This is a genomic window from Pseudanabaena sp. UWO310, from assembly GCF_006861605.1.
Classification (GTDB): Bacteria; Cyanobacteriota; Cyanobacteriia; order Pseudanabaenales; family Pseudanabaenaceae; genus Pseudanabaena.
This window is the reverse complement of record NZ_SELU01000037.1, coordinates 38,753-55,034: the sequence shown is the minus strand read 5'-3', so window position 1 is coordinate 55,034 and position 16,282 is coordinate 38,753. Positions and strand designations below refer to the sequence as shown.

Below are 16,282 nucleotides of genomic sequence, written 5' to 3'. Positions count from 1 at the left end.
CGCTATGCGTGCGCCGCAGGTTTTAGGATTTTATATTTAATTAAGCCCACTTATACCAATTCCAAAAATGGCGTTGCGATTTTTGGAATCTCAAAACCTTATGGAGTTTGCTTTTTAATTCATTTAAGTGTTGGCTCACTTTCGTGAATTGGTATTAAGTAGTTCGGCATAATTAAAAAACAAAACCAGAGAGCATACCGCCCGCTGCGCGGGCGGTATGCTCTTCTAGGTTTTAAGTTTAACTATGTCTAGCTACTTACTTAGGGACTTGCGATTTAATGAAGTACCAAATATAAAACCAGAATCGGTGGCGCGGCTCCGCCGCGCCACCGATTCTGGTAAATCTGGATTGGCATCTTATTTTCTCGCAAGTCCCTTAGCTGAGCATAATTAAAAATCAGAGTCAAAAGAAAACCAGAGTCAAAAGCTGTAATGCAATCTGCGATTGCACTACAGCTTTTGGGGTTTTATATTTAATTGCGCTTGTCTACTTATATTGCACGCCAAAGCGTTAAACTGTTCTAGTCCCTCAACAAGTGGTTATGGCAAGTTTTCTGTTAGAAGTCGGTACTGAAGAGCTACCTGCTAGTTTTGTTGTTGATGCGTTGCGCCAATGGCAAGAACGTATCCCTAAAAATTTAGATGAACATCAACTAACTACGAGTAAGGTCAGTGTTTATGGTACGCCGCGACGTTTAGCAGTATTAATCGAAGGGTTAGCCACTCAACAAAGCGATCGCCTTGTCGAGCTAAAGGGACCCGCCCTAGGGTCAGCCTTTGTGAATGGTGATCCTCAAGGCGAACCGACTAAGGCGCTGTTAGGATTTGCCAAGTCGAAGGGAATCGCTATTCAAGATATTTTTATTAAAGAAACCGATAAAGGAGCCTTTGTTTTTGCTCAGCAACAGATTATTGGTCGCCAAACAAAGGATATTTTGCAAGAGTTGGCTCCTACTTGGATTACAGGGTTAGATGGCAAGCGTCTGATGCGATGGGGGAATGGCGATCTAAAATTTCCACGTCCAATTCGGTGGTTGGTGTCATTATTTAATTCCGAAGTTTTACCGATCGCTTTAGAAAATGTGCAATCCGATCGCTTGAGCCAAGGTCATCGAGTTATGCATCCGCGATCGGTAATTATTGACACGGCTCAAGACTATGTGGAAACTTTGCGAGAAGCCTTTGTGCTGGTTGATGGAAAAGAGCGCCAAAAACATATTGTCAACCAAATTAATAGCATCGTCGAGCTTTTTGGCGGTAAAGCAGAAATCCCCGAAGATCTCCTCGAAGAAGTGACTTATCTGGTGGAATTTCCTACGGCAGTCATTGGCGAATTTGAACGGGAATTTCTCGAACTGCCTCAGCCTGTGATTAAAACCGAAATGGTGAGTCATCAGCGCTATTTTCCCGTTTATTCCCTCAAAAATCCCGATCAATTACTACCTCGTTTTATTACCATTTCTAATGGTGATCCCGATAAATCGCGGTTAATTGCTGCGGGTAACGGTCGCGTGATCAGAGCGCGGCTCTCCGATGGGAAGTTTTTCTACGATAGCGATCGCGCCGTATCCTTAGAAACTTTTTTACCCCTATTAGAAAAAGTCACTTTCCAAGCCCAACTTGGTTCCGTGGCGGAAAAAGTCGATCGCATTCGGGGGATCGCTAAATCTGTAATAGCAGCGATCGCCAATCTGCCTATCACCGCCGCCGATGAAGTCCTCATCGATCGCACAGCTCAGTTGGCAAAAGCTGATCTGGTAACGCAAATGGTGAAGGAATTTCCCGAACTACAGGGTCAAATGGGTTATTACTACGCATTATCTAGCCAAGAGCCTCTTGCCGTGGCGACGGGTATTCGCGAACATTATCAACCCCGTGGCGCTAGTGATTCATTACCGACAGCTCTAACGGGAAAAATCGTCGCCATTAGCGATCGCCTTGATACCCTCGTTGGTATTTTCGGTTTAGGCATCATTCCTACGGGGTCGTCCGATCCCTTTGCCCTCCGTCGTGCGGCTACGGGGATCGTCCAGATCGCTTGGGAAAGTGGCTTTTCCCTCAATTTGCCCCAACTATTGCAAGCGGCGATCGCCGTTTATGCGGACAAAAATTTATTAGCAAGTCCCGCCGAAACGGTCTTAGAGAACCTCTACAAATGGTTTAAGCAGCGTTGCGAAACTATCCTTGCTGAGCAGGGCATTGAGTACGATCTAGTAGATGCGGTGATGGGCGCTGACGATCTTGCCTATACTTTGCAAGGTTTAAGCAATCTCATCCGCCTCAAAGAAAGGGCTCATTTCTTACAACAGTCCCGTGACAACTCCACCCTTGGTGCAATCTACGAGCCCATCGTGAGAGCTTCCCGCCTCGCCGTTCAGGGCAATTTAGATAGCACAACTTTAGATATCGCGATCGCCGTCAATGCTGACACCCTAACTGACCCAGCCGAACAAGCCCTTTATCAAGCGATCGCCGCTTTACCCAGCCAACCTAGTGATGCTCAGTTGATGGAGGGGATTAAAGCGATCGCGCCTATCCTCGCGAAATTTTTTGATGATGTGCTGGTTATGGCAGAAGATCCGCAAGTGCGTCAAAATCGTCTCAACTTGCTGGGCTTTATCCGCAACTACAGCCGTCAACTTGCCGATTTCAGTACCATTCGAGGCTAAACTTTCCCGCCCAATAAAAACTAGATGCCATGCATCTAGTTTTTATTTTTAGCAGTACATCTTTATTTATAGCTGTCGCCAAATAAGTTAAGACATAAAACCCAGAAGAGTGTTGCGGCGCTTCGCGCCGCAACACTCTTCTGGGTTTTGTTTTTGTCCTAACATAATACCAATTCACGAAAGTGTGACAACACTTTTGTGAATTAAAAACCAAAACCAGTAGGGGTTTTCACATCACAAAATGGCGTTGCCATTTTGTGATTTGGTATAACTGGTAATGCTATATAGCTGTCGCCAAGTCTAATAGGACATAAAAGAATTGATTGGCGGCGCTTCGCGCTGCCAATCAATTCTTGGGGTTAAGTCAAGTGACTGTAGCTATAACGTGAGTTCGAGATAATTTAAAACGGGCTTTGAGAAAGGGTTTGCTATGTAAACCCTTTCTCAAAGCCCAAAAGTAAAAGCCTTGCTTAGCAAGGCTTTTACTTTTGGGCTTTGAAAATTTGCCAACTTAACCCGAACTGACGTTTATTTATGGTTTATGGCTGCTTTTATGGCTAGGAAGTAGTACTCATTGATTGAATTTTCATATCAAAAAATTGGCTATGATTATGTCTGTCGATAAGATTAAAAAAACTTATTAAATAAATCAAACTATAAACGAAAACTCATCATTTTTATAGGGCGACAAAATGCCTTAGAGCCTTTTATTGACTAGGTTTTAGCCGTTTAGAGTTGCTTGAAACCGACCGATAACTATCACCTATAACTAATGGCAGAAATAAAAACCTAGTTGTTCGCTGGGATGCCAAGAGCGATATGATGCGTCTTAATGCCCTTGTGGGTGATTGAAATAAATGCCAATTGGTTAGTACCCTCTTCTTGGAGCTAATTCAACTCAGCATTTATTATTGTCTGCAATCTTTAAGAGGTTTATTACACAACATGGCTGATAAATACAAAGTAAGACTAATTAACGAAGCCGACGGTCTTGATAAGACTATCGAGGTTCCTGCTGATGAGTACATCCTTGATGTTGCTGAAGCTCAAGGTATCGATTTGCCTTACTCCTGTCGCGCTGGTGCTTGCTCTTCCTGTGCTGGCAAGATCATTAAGGGTGAAATCGACCAAGGCGATCAGTCCTTCTTGGATGATGAGCAAATCGAAGCTGGTTATGCTCTCCTTTGCGTAACCTACGCTCAGTCTGATTGTGAAATCTTGACCCATCAAGAAGAAGCTCTCTACTAATCGCTTCTTTTCTTAAATATTTTAAAAGCTCCGATCTCTGAACGTAATTAGTTTGGCGATCGGAGTTTTTTGATATACAGCTACAGTCACTTGAATGAGGACAAATCAAAACCCAAGAATTGAGTGGCGGCGCGAAGCGCCGCCACTCAATTCTTGGGGTTTATGTCCTAATACAGGCGACAGCTATAGCTTGTCAAAACCCATAAGACTAATGGTGACGCGAAGCGTCACCATTGGTCTTATGGGTTTTGATCCTGACAAAACTGGCGACAGCCAGATATATCCCCACTAAATGAAAAGCACTATCCTAAAATTGGGATAAGGTTGTGATTTGGTGTTACATTTTTCAGAGTCTAAACTGTAAGGGGCAGCACAAATTTTGTCTGGTAACGAAGAAGATATCGTCACTGAAACTCAACCACTACAATCAACTAAGCGATCGCTCCTCAATATCGCCACGATTGTAGCAGTTGCTACGTTATTGAGCAAAATATTTGGATTACTGCGTCAAGTCGCGATCGCCGCAGCCTTTGGCAATGGAACCGCCTATGGCGCATATAACTTTGCCTATGTGATTCCAGGGTTCTTGTTGATCCTCTTGGGGGGGATTAATGGTCCTTTCCATAGCGCGATCGTCAGTGTTTTAGCAAAACGAGATCGGCGTGAAGTTGCCACCATCATCGACAGCATCACCACTATCGTTACAGGAATTTTATTGTTGGTGAGCATCGCCCTCATCATTTTTGCAGAACCATTGATGCACCTAGTTGCCCCCGGACTATTCATACCCGAAGCCAATTTACTAGCTAAAGGAATTACTCCTGAAACCATTCAAAATCTGAAGATCACCAAAGATATTGCCATTCAGCAGTTTCAGATCATGGCTCCCATGGCAGTCCTTGCGGGACTGGTGGGGATCGGCTTTGGAGCCTTAAATGCGGCTGACGCTTACTGGTTACCCTCCGTCAGTCCCATCTTTTCTAGCTTGACCGTATTGATTGGCATCGGTGGCTTGTTTTGGAGTTTGGGCAGCAAGATCCTCTTGCCAGAAAATGCCATGCTGGGCGGGGCAGTCCTAGCTTGGTCAACCCTTGCTGGAGCAATTTTGCAATGGTTAGTGCAATTGCCCGTACAGCTTAAATCTGGTATGGGTGGCTTCAAACTGCGATTTGACTTCCAGAGACCTGAAGTTAAAGAAGTAATGAAAATCATGCTTCCTGCCACCTTTTCATCGGGAATGCTGCAAATTAATGTGTGGACGGATTTATTTTTTGCTTCATTCATTCCTAACGCAGCGGCGGCTGTGTCCGCGATGGGTTATGCAGGTTTGCTCGTCCAAACGCCCTTAGGGATTTTGTCGAATGTGATCCTCGTACCGCTTTTTCCTGTGTTGTCGAAGCTCACCGATCCCGAAAACTGGGATGAACTTAAGCAGCGGATTCGTCAAGGATTAATGCTCACGGCTTTAACCATGCTGCCCCTTAGTGCCTTGATGGTAGCCTTGGCTTTTCCCATTGCACAGGTAGTATATGAGCGCTATGCCTTCACCACAGAGGATGCGGAGTTGACAGGGGCAGTCTTAATGGCTTATTCCGTTGGGATGTTTGTTTATCTAGGGCGCGATGTCTTGGTGCGGGTTTTTTATGCGCTCGGTGATGGAGATACCCCTTTTAAGATCAGCATCGCCAATATTTTTTTAAATGGACTATTTGATTACTTCCTAGTTCAAAAATTTGGTGCGCCTGGAATCGTGCTGGCGACGGTTTCGGTGAATGTGCTGTCGATGCTCACCATGATGTATTGTCTGGATCGCCGTCTTAATGGAATGCCCTTAAAAAGTTGGAGCATAACGATCTTTGGGCTAGTGATCGCTAGTGCGATCGCAGGGGGAGCGAGTTGGGGAGTCTATAAATTGCTCAGTCAGGGATTCGCTAGCATGAGTGCCATAGCCAAGTTTAGTGCTGAATTAGGAGGACTGGCGATCGCTAGTGTAGTTGGATTAACGATCTTTGGCGCGATCGCTATGCAAATGAAAATTCCTGAGATTGCCTTGCTGAGTGCACAGATCAAGCGGCGCTTTTCCCGATAATTTTCTCGATAATTTCGCCCAAAGAAAAAAGTCTATACTCATCACAGCTCTATTCTTTGGGGGATCTATCCTTTGGGGGATCTATATCTTTGGGTTATCTATTCCTTGGGGTAATTTGGGGATTAGGAGCTAATACTTTGTACCGCATGAATTGCCATCGCATCAGATATATAGCAAACTCCGCCAAACTTCTTCGTAACTGGCTTGAGTTTTTCAACCAGTGCCTTGGTCTTTTCCTCTAAAAAGAAAGCAATTACATAGTCATTTTCCAACATACTCATATCAAGATCGCCAGAATTAGTACCCCGTACGCCCTTACCAATGACATTGCGGATTACTGTGTAGTTTAAAACCCCGACACTTTCTAAAACCTTGATGATTTTGTGAGATTCGACCGAATCAGATACGATTTCGATTCTTTTGACCGCTTGCATGATTTTTATCTCTAAATAACTAAATAAATTGATTAAATTGGTGTTAAAAAATTTCCATAAATCCAACCCTAGGCAGCGTCTCACGCTGCCTAATGTCGTCTAAGTTGTTGCCCAAAACAAATTAATTACGTACATATATAAGGGAATGCCAACAATAATATTGAAGGGAAAGGTCACCGCCAGAGCAGTGGAGACATAGAGGCTAGGATTGGCTTCGGGCACTGTCAACCGCATCGCCGCAGGTACGGCAATATACGAAGCACTGGCACATAACACCGCAAATAACAAGGCATCTCCCTGCGACATGGAGATTAACTTTGCGATCGCAATACCTACGCCCGAATTGAGGATTGGCATTAAAATCGCAAATGCAATTAGGAAAATGCCTGTTTTTTGCAAATCCTTAATTCGCTTAGCCGCAACTAAGCCCATATCCATCAAAAAGAAAGTCAGTACGCCATAAAACATGTCTTGGGTAAAGGGCGATAGTACGTGCCAGCCTCTTTCTCCAGTTAGACAACCAATAATCAGACTCCCAACGAGCAAAAATACTGAACTATTGAGAAAAGCTTCCCGCAATACCTCTTCCCAAGCAAATTCGCGATTTTCACCTTTTTCTGCTTTTTCGGCAGCCGTAAAAAGGCTGACGAGGATTAGTCCCACAATAATGGCAGGAGACTCCATCAGGGCAAGGGCTGCCACCATGTAACCGTCAAAAGCGATCCCCAATTGGCTCAAAAATGAACTTGCCGTGATAAAGGTAACCGCACTAATCGAGCCATAGGTTGCGGCGATCGCGGCTGCATTGTACGAGTCCAGCTTGATTTTGAGGATAAAAAATGAATAGACAGGAACGACACAAGCCATCAGGATTGCTGCTGCCATCGTCAAAATCACTTCTTGACTGATGCCACTTTTGACTAGTTCGACCCCCCCCTTAAATCCGATCGCTAACAACAAATACAGCGAGAATAATTTGGGAATAGGTGGTGGTATTTCCAAATCCGACTTGATCAGTACCGCGATCATGCCCAGAAAAAAGAACAGGATCGGCGGGTTAAGAACGTTAGAAACGATTAGGTCTAAATCCATTTGGACAGATCCATTAAAAATAAAATGATTTGTTAAAGCAATTCGTACATGATGACAGTCTACCGAATTGTATAGCGATCGACGGTTATGTCTTGTTATATATTTAGGTTTCTCTATGCTCAGCCATCGTATCCCAATGGCTGAGCGAAGTCGCAGCCCTATTTTTTCTTATTAAGTAGCTAAACCAGAAGAGCATACCGCCCGCGCAGCGGGCGGTATGCTCTTCTGGTTTTTAAGTTTACTTACGGCTAAGTAGCTGGGCATAATTAAAACCCAGAATCAAAACCTGTAGCGCACGCGCAGCATGCGCTACAGGTCTTGGGGTTTTATATTTAATTGCGCCTAGCTACTTATATCAAATCAAGACATTAAACCAAGACATCAATAAGACATCTAAAAGTTTAGACAAGTATTTTGAAGCAGACGCTATACTATGGTTAAACATTACGCTGCATAATATTTTCTGATTCGGTTGCTTAGCTACTTTCTCAGCGAATATCTAGCGAACATTACAAACATTCATAGTTGGAAAAATGAGCGAACCAACTCCCTACGAAAAACTAGGAGTCAACGACGAAGCCTCCTTTGAAGAAGTGCGTGATGCACGCGATCGCCTATTGCGCGAACATGAGGGGGATGAGTCTCAACAAGAAGCGATCGAATTAGCCTACGATGCCATCCTCATGGATCGTTTGCGTGCGCGCAAAGAAGGCAAAATTGCTGTACCCGATCGCATTCGCTATCCCGAACGTCTCTCCACTGCGATACCTGCGGCTCTGCAAAACAATACACAGCGTCGCGCCCCATCTTGGTTGTCAAAGCTGCTAGATACGCCTAAACAAAAAGATATTTATATTTCGTTGGGAGTTTTTGCTGGATTGGGTGCAGTGAGCTTTTTTGTATCTGCTGCCACCACATGGCTATCCTTCGGATTAATTGCCAGTGTGTACTTATTAACCCGCAAAGAAAACCGATTTGGACGGGCGTTATTGATCTCCCTATCAGGAATTACGATCGGGGTATTATTAGCAGCTCTAACCAATCAAGTCTTAGTCCTATCCCGTTTAGTTGGTGATGGATTTTTCCCTAGCTCGATCCAGATGGTAATTATCCTATTGGTGATGTGGCTTCACGCTTGTTTCTTGAAATGAGGCTTTTAGCTTTTAGCTTTTAGCTTTTGGCTTTTAGCTTTTGGCTTTTAGTTTTTGGCTTTTAGCTTTTAGTTTCTACCTATAATTTTTGGTAAGCTCACGTATATCACATATATTTTAAAAGCCTTGCAATGCAAGGCTTTTAAAATATATACAAGCCAATAGCTAATAGCTAATAGCTAATAGCTAATAGCCAAAAGCCAATAGCTAATAGCCAACAGCTAACCATCTCAAAAATCTCAAATACTATGTCTTCTGCAATTTTTGGAATCGCGCAACTTAATCCGATAATCGGCGATCTGGTCGGGAACTGCGATCGCTTATTGATCGCTGTCCAGAAATTAGCAGCCCAAGGGGTGCAGCTTGTGCTGACACCTGAATTGTCGATCTGTGGCTATCCTCCGCGCGATCTGTTGATGAACCAGCAGTTTGTGCGCGATCTAGACAGGGCGATCGCAGATCTAGCCAGTAAACTCCCCCATGATGTTGCGGTACTCGTGGGAACTGTTTCCACCAATCCCGAGGCCGATCGCGCAGGGGGCAAACCCTTATTTAATAGTGCAGCTCTGTTACAGGGTGGTCAAGTTCAGCAAACTTTTCACAAGCGCTTGTTGCCAACCTATGACGTATTCGATGAGGATCGTTATTTTGCCGTGGGGACTGGGAGTCAAGTTTTTACGCTCCATTGCCAAGGAGGGCGATCGCTAAGGATTGGGGTCACCATTTGCGAAGATATTTGGAACGATGCAAAGTTTTGGGATAAGCGCAACTATATCGACGATCCTGTTGCCGAGTTAGCGCAGAAGGAAGTTGATTTGTTGCTCAATTTATCGGCTTCCCCCTATGCGATCGGCAAACAGAAGTTGCGTGAAGCGATGCTCAGCCATAGTGCGATCGTCCATAACTTGCCATTAATTTATGCTAATCAGGTGGGGGCAAATGACGATCTAATTTTTGATGGGCGCAGCATGGCATTTAATTGCCAAGGACAAATAATTGCTCGCGCTAAGGCTTTTGAAGAGGATTTGCTAATCGTGGATCTCGAAGAAGGTGCGGATACTTCTTCTTCTATGTATGAAAGTGATGATGCCGAGATCTTTGCTGCCTTGGTGTTGGGAGTTCGCGATTACGTGCAGAAATGTCGATTCCGTCAAGTGGTAATTGGGCTGAGTGGCGGTATTGATTCGGCGTTAGTTGCGGCGATCGCTACCGAAGCGATCGGCAAAGAGAATGTGCTGGGCGTACTCATGCCTTCTCCCTATAGTTCCGAGCATTCCATTACGGATGCGATCGCCTTGGCACATAATTTGGGAATTTCGACACAAACGATTCCAATTCAACCCATGATGGAGTCCTTCGAGCAGAGTTTGTCAGCATTATTTACAGATCGGGCGAGTGATGTAACGGAAGAGAATTTGCAATCTCGGATACGTGGTAGTTTGCTCATGGCGATATCCAATAAATTTGGTCATTTATTGCTATCAACGGGTAATAAATCGGAAGTATCGGTGGGCTACTGTACTCTCTACGGAGATATGAATGGAGGACTGGCGGCGATCGCTGATGTGCCCAAAACGCGGGTATTTTCGCTTTGTAATTGGCTCAATCTCACCAATTCGCCTCTAGCGATTAAAGAGGGAAAAGCAGAAGTTATTCCCGTAAATATTATTACTAAGCCTCCTAGCGCCGAACTAAAGCCCGATCAATTCGATCGCGATTCCCTTCCTCCCTACGATGTTCTCGATGACATTTTACACAAGCTCATCAGTCAACATCTTTCTGCGGCTGAAATCGTCGCCTTGGGGCACGATCGCGCGATCGTCGATCGCGTAATTCGTTTAGTCAAAATCGCTGAATTCAAACGTCGCCAAGCCGCCCCCGGACTCAAAATAAGCGATCGCGCCTTTGGCTCTGGCTGGAGAATGCCAATCGCCAGTCAACGGTAATGGTTAGCTATTGCAGTTTTCATTTTGCCTACGGCAAAATGAAAACTGCAATAGCCTTACTAGAATTGTTTTTTGTTTTCAAATGAGTACGCACTCATTTGAAAACCGCAATAAAGCGTGATCGACATATTTGCGCTTTTTTTGCTGGCATGAAATGGACATTTCAGAATCCATCCCCCATTAACTGACCAGTGCCCAACAAAATCATATGCTGAGCTAAGTAGCTAGGCATAAAGAGCGTACCGCCCGCGGCGCGGGCGGTACGCTCTCTGGTTTTGTTTTTTAATTATGCCTAGCTACTTAATTATAAAATTGCATGGGAATCGCGATTCTGCAAATTGTGCCTAATCCCACTTCACTCTTAATCTCAATTGTTCCTTGATGTAAATCTACACATTTCTTGACAACGACAAGTCCTAAACCAGTACCAGAGATCGTTTTTACATTTTTACCTCGATGGAATGGTTCAAATAATTGCTTTTGATCCTCTAGGGGAATGCCAATACCTCGATCTGCAACCGTGAGAATTATGCGATCTAGCTGAAACTCTAGATCGAGAGAAATATCGCCGCCCTGCGGTGAGTATTTAATAGCATTAGAGAGTAAATTAGCAAGAAGCGATCGCCATAATTTTTCATCGAGATAGACATTTTGAGAATTACCTTGACAGTTGAAGGTCAGGTTGTGATGATTGCCTGCATTGAGTTGCATTTCCTCAACAAAATGCCGACAATAGGCTTCAAGGGATAGGGATTTCGGATTAAAAGCTAATTTTCCCGTCTCAGCACGATTGATCGTCAAGATATCATCAAGGAGCTGCACCATATTCCTCACTGCATCTTGAATTCGATGTAAGTTCCGCAAGCGTTTCTCGGTGTTGTCCCACTCATGGGGAGAGTTTTCGAGTACCTGTGCCGCCGCTAGAGCCGTGCTTAGGGGCGTGCGAAATTCATGGGATGCCATCGAGAAAAATCGAGTTTTTAGGGTGCTGAGTTCTTTTTCGCGTTCTAGGGCTAGGCGAGTTTCATCGAGTCGTTTGCGTTCGGTAATATCGCGAGCATTGACCATAACAAGGAGCGTATCAGCACTATCAACAAATGGCTGACTGATAGCTTCCAGAATTCGCCAAGTTCCATCTTGATGACGATGACGAAACTCGATCTGACGCTGTAGGTCAGGATGGGGGGCAATATTGGTAAGGCGATCGCGCGTAATCATCCAATCATCACAATGAACGAAATCCTGTATCTTCGCGCCGACCATCTCGGCAACACTATAACCTAAGACTTTTTCGACGGAAGGACTGACATAACTGATAGCCCCACTTAGTTCAATGATCATGATAATGTCTAGGGCATTTTCGATCAGCGATCGGAAGCTTTGCTCGCTATGGCGTAGAGCCTGTTCGACTTGTTTTCGCTCAGTTGTATCGCGTTGCACAGCAATCCAGTGCGTGTACCAACCCTTAGAATTAGCGACGGGAACGAGACTAAATTCATTCCAAAACTCTGAGCCATCTTTACGATAGTTAATTACTTCAACGGTGACGGATTCCCAAGCTAAAAGAGCTTTGCGAACTTTTTGTAATTCTGTGCGATCGGTCTTTACACCCTGCAAAATCCGAGGTGTTTTTCCGAGAACTTCATGGGGCTGATAGCCTGTGATGCGGGTAAAGGCTTCGTTGACATAGAGAATCCGAGGGCCTGGAGCATCGATGGTTTCCGCTTCTGTGACGATTACCGCATCATTGGTATTGACGACGACTGACTGTAATAAGCGCACTTGTTCAGCCTGTCGCTTCTGCTCGGTGATATCCGCAATCACCGCAACGATTCCGCCGATCTGTTCGTTAACGTCAGTCAAGGGAGCCGCCGAAAAAATGATATCGATTTCTGAACCATCCTTTTTAGGGCGAGACAGTTCTACTCTCGTATAGGTCTTCCCTTGGAGAACGCTATTTTGCAGAGTAGTGCAATCCTCTAAACAATCATCCAATCGATCGTCTAAACGAATCGGGCTAGGCTGGTTGATTACCTCCGCTTCCTTCCAGCCAAACATTTGCTCGGCTGCGGGGTTCCAAATTTTAACTTTTCCCTCTAGATCCAGCATAAAAATGGCGCGAGGCGATGCATTGACCAGAGCCTGTAAAGTCTCATTAGTATGTCTTAGGGCGATTTCCGTTCGTTGTCGTTCGAGAATCTCCGCCCGAAGGGAAGTATTAACACTAGCAAGTTCTATTGTTCGTTGTTGAACCCTTTGCTCCAGTTGGGTATTAATTTCTTGAAGTTGTTTGTAAAGCTCTGATTGTTGAATAGCGATCGCTACCTGAGTGGCAAGTTGCTTCATTAATTCCACTTCGATGGGTTCCCAAGTCCGCGATTGGCTGCATTGATGGGCGATCAATATGCCCCAAAGATGGGGATCTGAAGAGTATGTCTGATGGAGATCGGGGCTTTCCCAATCCTGTGACTGAGCTTGTGAGCGATCGCGATTTTCTTGAATGATGGGCACTACTAATTTTGCTCTCACCCCAAATTGCTTCACGAAGTCTCTCAAGCAAACTTCCATTTCACATTGTTCGACATTAGCGATCGTCAGAATTTTACCCAGAGAATAGGCGCGATGGTATGGCGCAGGAAAGACCTCTTCAGGAAATACCTGACCCAGAATGCTGGGATAGGGAGGTAAGACCGTTTCATGAATCGCGCTGCCCGTTCCATCAGACCACAGGCGATATATCAAGACCCGATCCGCCTGTAAAAATCGCTGCACCTCTCTTACCGTCGTGGATAGGACGCGATCGAGATCAAGGGATTGACGGATTTGGAGTGCAATTTGGGTGACCAGTCGCTCGCGATCGCTTTGCTGTATTAGTAATTTCTCTGTGCGATAGCGGCGTTTTCTTTCTTTTACCAAAAAGGTGGCAATTGCCAATACAAAAAGCAAACTAAAGCAAGTTCCAATCACAAAAAAACTGGTCATAATCAACACTGAACTACTTAGTCGGCGCAATGAAAAGTAGGCGAGATGAAAAATCCAAAACCTTGCTACTCCCTTCCCAGTGAAAGATTAGACATGGCGGCGCGAAGCGCCACCACGTTAATTTCTTAGCTAGTGAAAGATTAGACGTGGCGATGCGAAGATCCACCACGTTAATTTCTTAGCTTGTGAAGGATTAGACATAGCGACGCGAAGCGTCACCACGCTAATTCTTGGCTTGTGAAGGATTAGACATGGCGATGCGAAGATCCACTATGCTAATTCTTGGCTTGTGAAGGATTAGTGTAGCGGCGCGAAGCGCCGCTACACTAATCCTTGGCTTGTGATATCTGTTTCTTTGGTGGGAAAGGAGTAAGATTGACTTTTTATTTTTCCCATGAATATACACCCATGGGAAAATCACTATACATCGCAAAAATTAAAAGCCTAAGAAAACTGCCAAGATCAATATACCGACAAATCCCGCTCCAGCATATACAAAGCCAGCCCCAATTTTACCGATGATAGCAGGTTGGCTCTTTTGCCATTCCCAACGGAGATAATCTAGCCTTGCCGCACCTTTATTTCCCTTAAAGACTTGCTTGGGCAAGCGATCGCGATAGTCAGATCCATAACGGGTTGTATGGGCAAAGGTCACTTCTCCCTTAGTCCGACTGGGTAAAATCCGACGACGCTGGTAGGGAACGGTACTATCACCAAAGTTATTGAGATATTCATCGCTACCGAGTAATGCATCAATAAAGGCTTCGATTCCCTTAGTGGCAATCACAATTGACCAAGTAATCTTTTCGCGATCGCCATAGACATTACGCCCCAAAACGCGCTGAATACAGATCTCCACAAAGCGATAGTTATTATTACATTCAAAAACTAGTCTTCTAAAAGAATCAGACAGTAGTAAACCACGGATGAAACCTCTAACCGTAATTTGCCCCGCACATAATTGCGATTCTAAACATAATTGACGGTGGCTGGATAGCATCTGTTGCTCGTTGTAGATTTGGCGATAGGCTGCCATCATTAACGTATCTAGCTCATTGTCAGTAAGCAGATTATCCGTAGTATAAATCCGAGGAAGATCGTCATTAGGGATTTCAAATCCTGAAACACGCTGATTTTGAGATAGGGGATTGTACTCTAAAAGAGAGATTGCCATATAGGTGATTTTTAAAGGGAATTAATTTTTCTAAAATGTTTCTAAGGAGCTAAGGAGCGTACCACCCGCTACGCGGGCGGTACGCTCTTCTAGGGTTTAAGTTTACTTATGCTTAGCTACTTAGCCTTAGATATTCCCATGTCAAAAGTAAGGAAACAGGTCAGTAAATTGTAAAGAAAACGGAAAGATTGCTTCAAATAAATAAATCTTGATATTTCGTTGTATTTATTTGAAATAGATAACTGCAATCTGTGGTATTAGCTGCTGCTATTTCTTGACTGGGAAGGGAGTATGTTCCAACAATTTTTGATTGAAAGAACCCCAAGAAAATCCCTGAAAGTTTTGCAAAGCAAAACTTTCAGGGATTTTCTTGGGTTGGATTTGAACGCAAAAAATCGGACAGAGGGATGTGGCGCTTCGCGCCACATCCCTCTATAACAACTTTCATCATGGCGATCGGTAAGTTTGGAGACAACCTTTTGTAAAATCATGACAGTCGCTGCCCCCAAAATCCGTGATATGAGGATTCTTTTAGTTGAAGATGATCTACGTCTTGCCGAAACTTTGGCAGAAGCCCTAATTGACGAGCGTTATGTTGTTGACATCGCGACAGATGGAGAAACTGGGTGGCAGCATATTAGATCCATGGATTATGATTTGCTCTTGCTGGACTTGATGTTGCCAGAGCTAGATGGGCTTAGTCTTTGTCACCGCCTGCGATCGCATGGTTATCGCTTACCGATCCTCATGCTGACAGCCTGCGACACGATCGATTATGAGATTAATGGGCTAGATGTGGGAGCCGACGACTATATTGTTAAACCCGTCGATTTACAAAAACTCTTTGCGAGAATCCGTGCGCTCTTGCGCCGAGGAAATTTGAGTGGCTCGCCAATTTTGGAATGGGGGGAATTACAGCTTAATCCCAGTACCTGCGAAGTAGTCTATGGAGACAATCCCATCCATTTAACCCCAAAGGAATATGCCCTTTTAGAATTGCTATTACGCAATGGTCGGCGGGTATTAAGCCGCAGTGTCATGATCGAGCGAGTTTGGTCTTTGGAGTCACCACCAGAAGAGCATACCGTGAAAGTTCATATTCGCGGGTTACGCCAAAAGCTTAAAGCCGCAGGAGCTAAGGAAGACTTGATCGAGACTGTGCACAGCATGGGCTATCGGCTCAATCATTAGGACATATAGCTGCCGCCAACTGTATAACCCCAAAGAGAGTTGCCGCGCTCCGCGCGGCAACTCTCTTTGAGGTTTTGATTTTGTCCTAACAAAACTGGTGGCAGCTATAATTCAGAACCAAGAGGACAAAAGATGAGTGGCGGCGCAAAGCGCCGCCACTCATCTTTTGTCCTAAGCAAACCTTATGTTGCTATACTTGGCGACAGCTATCACATTAAGTATTATTAAGTATTGCGAGCCTACTCAAGCTAATTACGTTTCTTAAGCTAATTACGTTTCTTACAGTAGTCTCTCAAGGAAGGTATC

Annotated in this window: 11 protein-coding genes; 7 read left to right on the top strand and 4 right to left on the bottom strand. The window is 44.6% G+C overall.

What is annotated here, in order from left to right:
• Positions 1-244 precede the first annotated feature (244 nt).
• The 4 genes from PseudUWO310_RS22960 to murJ all read left to right on the top strand — a co-directional run bounded on the left by PseudUWO310_RS22960 (position 245) and on the right by murJ (position 6,006).
• Positions 245-394 carry a hypothetical protein gene (locus PseudUWO310_RS22960; protein WP_190316021.1) on the top strand — a complete coding sequence of 50 codons (150 nt, stop codon included), beginning with the start codon at positions 245-247 and terminating at the stop codon, positions 392-394.
• Positions 395-542: 148 nt separating this feature from the next.
• Positions 543-2,669 (top strand): glycine--tRNA ligase subunit beta, encoded by a 2,127-nt coding sequence (glyS, locus tag PseudUWO310_RS13540; RefSeq protein WP_142602104.1) that lies wholly within the window; start codon positions 543-545, stop codon positions 2,667-2,669.
• Between the two features lie 945 nt (positions 2,670-3,614).
• Positions 3,615-3,917 carry a 2Fe-2S iron-sulfur cluster-binding protein gene (locus PseudUWO310_RS13535; protein ID WP_142602102.1) on the top strand — a complete coding sequence of 101 codons (303 nt, stop codon included), beginning with the start codon at positions 3,615-3,617 and terminating at the stop codon, positions 3,915-3,917.
• Between the two features lie 379 nt (positions 3,918-4,296).
• The gene (gene murJ, locus PseudUWO310_RS13530; protein ID WP_142602100.1) at positions 4,297-6,006 is read left to right on the top strand and encodes a murein biosynthesis integral membrane protein MurJ; all 1,710 of its coding nucleotides are present in this window, start codon (positions 4,297-4,299) and stop codon (positions 6,004-6,006) included.
• Between the two features lie 122 nt (positions 6,007-6,128).
• Here the strand turns inward: murJ and PseudUWO310_RS13525 are convergent, their stop codons facing one another.
• A complete protein-coding gene (locus PseudUWO310_RS13525) occupies positions 6,129-6,440 on the bottom strand; it encodes a P-II family nitrogen regulator (RefSeq protein WP_142602098.1) in 312 nt (103 codons plus the stop codon).
• Between the two features lie 99 nt (positions 6,441-6,539).
• Entirely contained in the window at positions 6,540-7,532 is a 993-nt protein-coding gene (locus PseudUWO310_RS13520; RefSeq protein WP_009626426.1) for a sodium-dependent bicarbonate transport family permease, read from the bottom strand.
• 533 nt (positions 7,533-8,065) lie between these two features.
• Here PseudUWO310_RS13520 and PseudUWO310_RS13515 point away from each other — a divergent pair.
• Positions 8,066-8,683, top strand: coding sequence for a CPP1-like family protein (locus PseudUWO310_RS13515; RefSeq protein WP_142602096.1), 618 nt, complete (start codon positions 8,066-8,068; stop codon positions 8,681-8,683).
• 248 nt (positions 8,684-8,931) lie between these two features.
• A complete protein-coding gene (locus PseudUWO310_RS13510; protein ID WP_142602093.1) occupies positions 8,932-10,629 on the top strand; it encodes an NAD+ synthase in 1,698 nt (565 codons plus the stop codon).
• A 300-nt stretch (positions 10,630-10,929) separates the two neighbouring features.
• Here PseudUWO310_RS13510 and PseudUWO310_RS13505 read toward each other — a convergent pair whose 3' ends face one another.
• Together PseudUWO310_RS13505 and PseudUWO310_RS13500 are read right to left on the bottom strand one after the other, a co-directional pair.
• Positions 10,930-13,611 (bottom strand): PAS domain S-box protein, encoded by a 2,682-nt coding sequence (locus PseudUWO310_RS13505; RefSeq protein WP_142602091.1) that lies wholly within the window; start codon positions 13,609-13,611, stop codon positions 10,930-10,932.
• A 436-nt stretch (positions 13,612-14,047) separates the two neighbouring features.
• Positions 14,048-14,785, bottom strand: coding sequence for a phycobilisome rod-core linker polypeptide (locus PseudUWO310_RS13500; protein WP_142602089.1), 738 nt, complete (start codon positions 14,783-14,785; stop codon positions 14,048-14,050).
• A 519-nt stretch (positions 14,786-15,304) separates the two neighbouring features.
• Between PseudUWO310_RS13500 and PseudUWO310_RS13495 the strand changes: the two genes are divergently transcribed.
• Positions 15,305-15,976, top strand: a complete 672-nt coding sequence (locus tag PseudUWO310_RS13495) for a response regulator transcription factor (protein WP_142602119.1) — start codon at positions 15,305-15,307, stop codon at positions 15,974-15,976.
• The last annotated feature ends 306 nt before the right edge of the window (positions 15,977-16,282 follow it).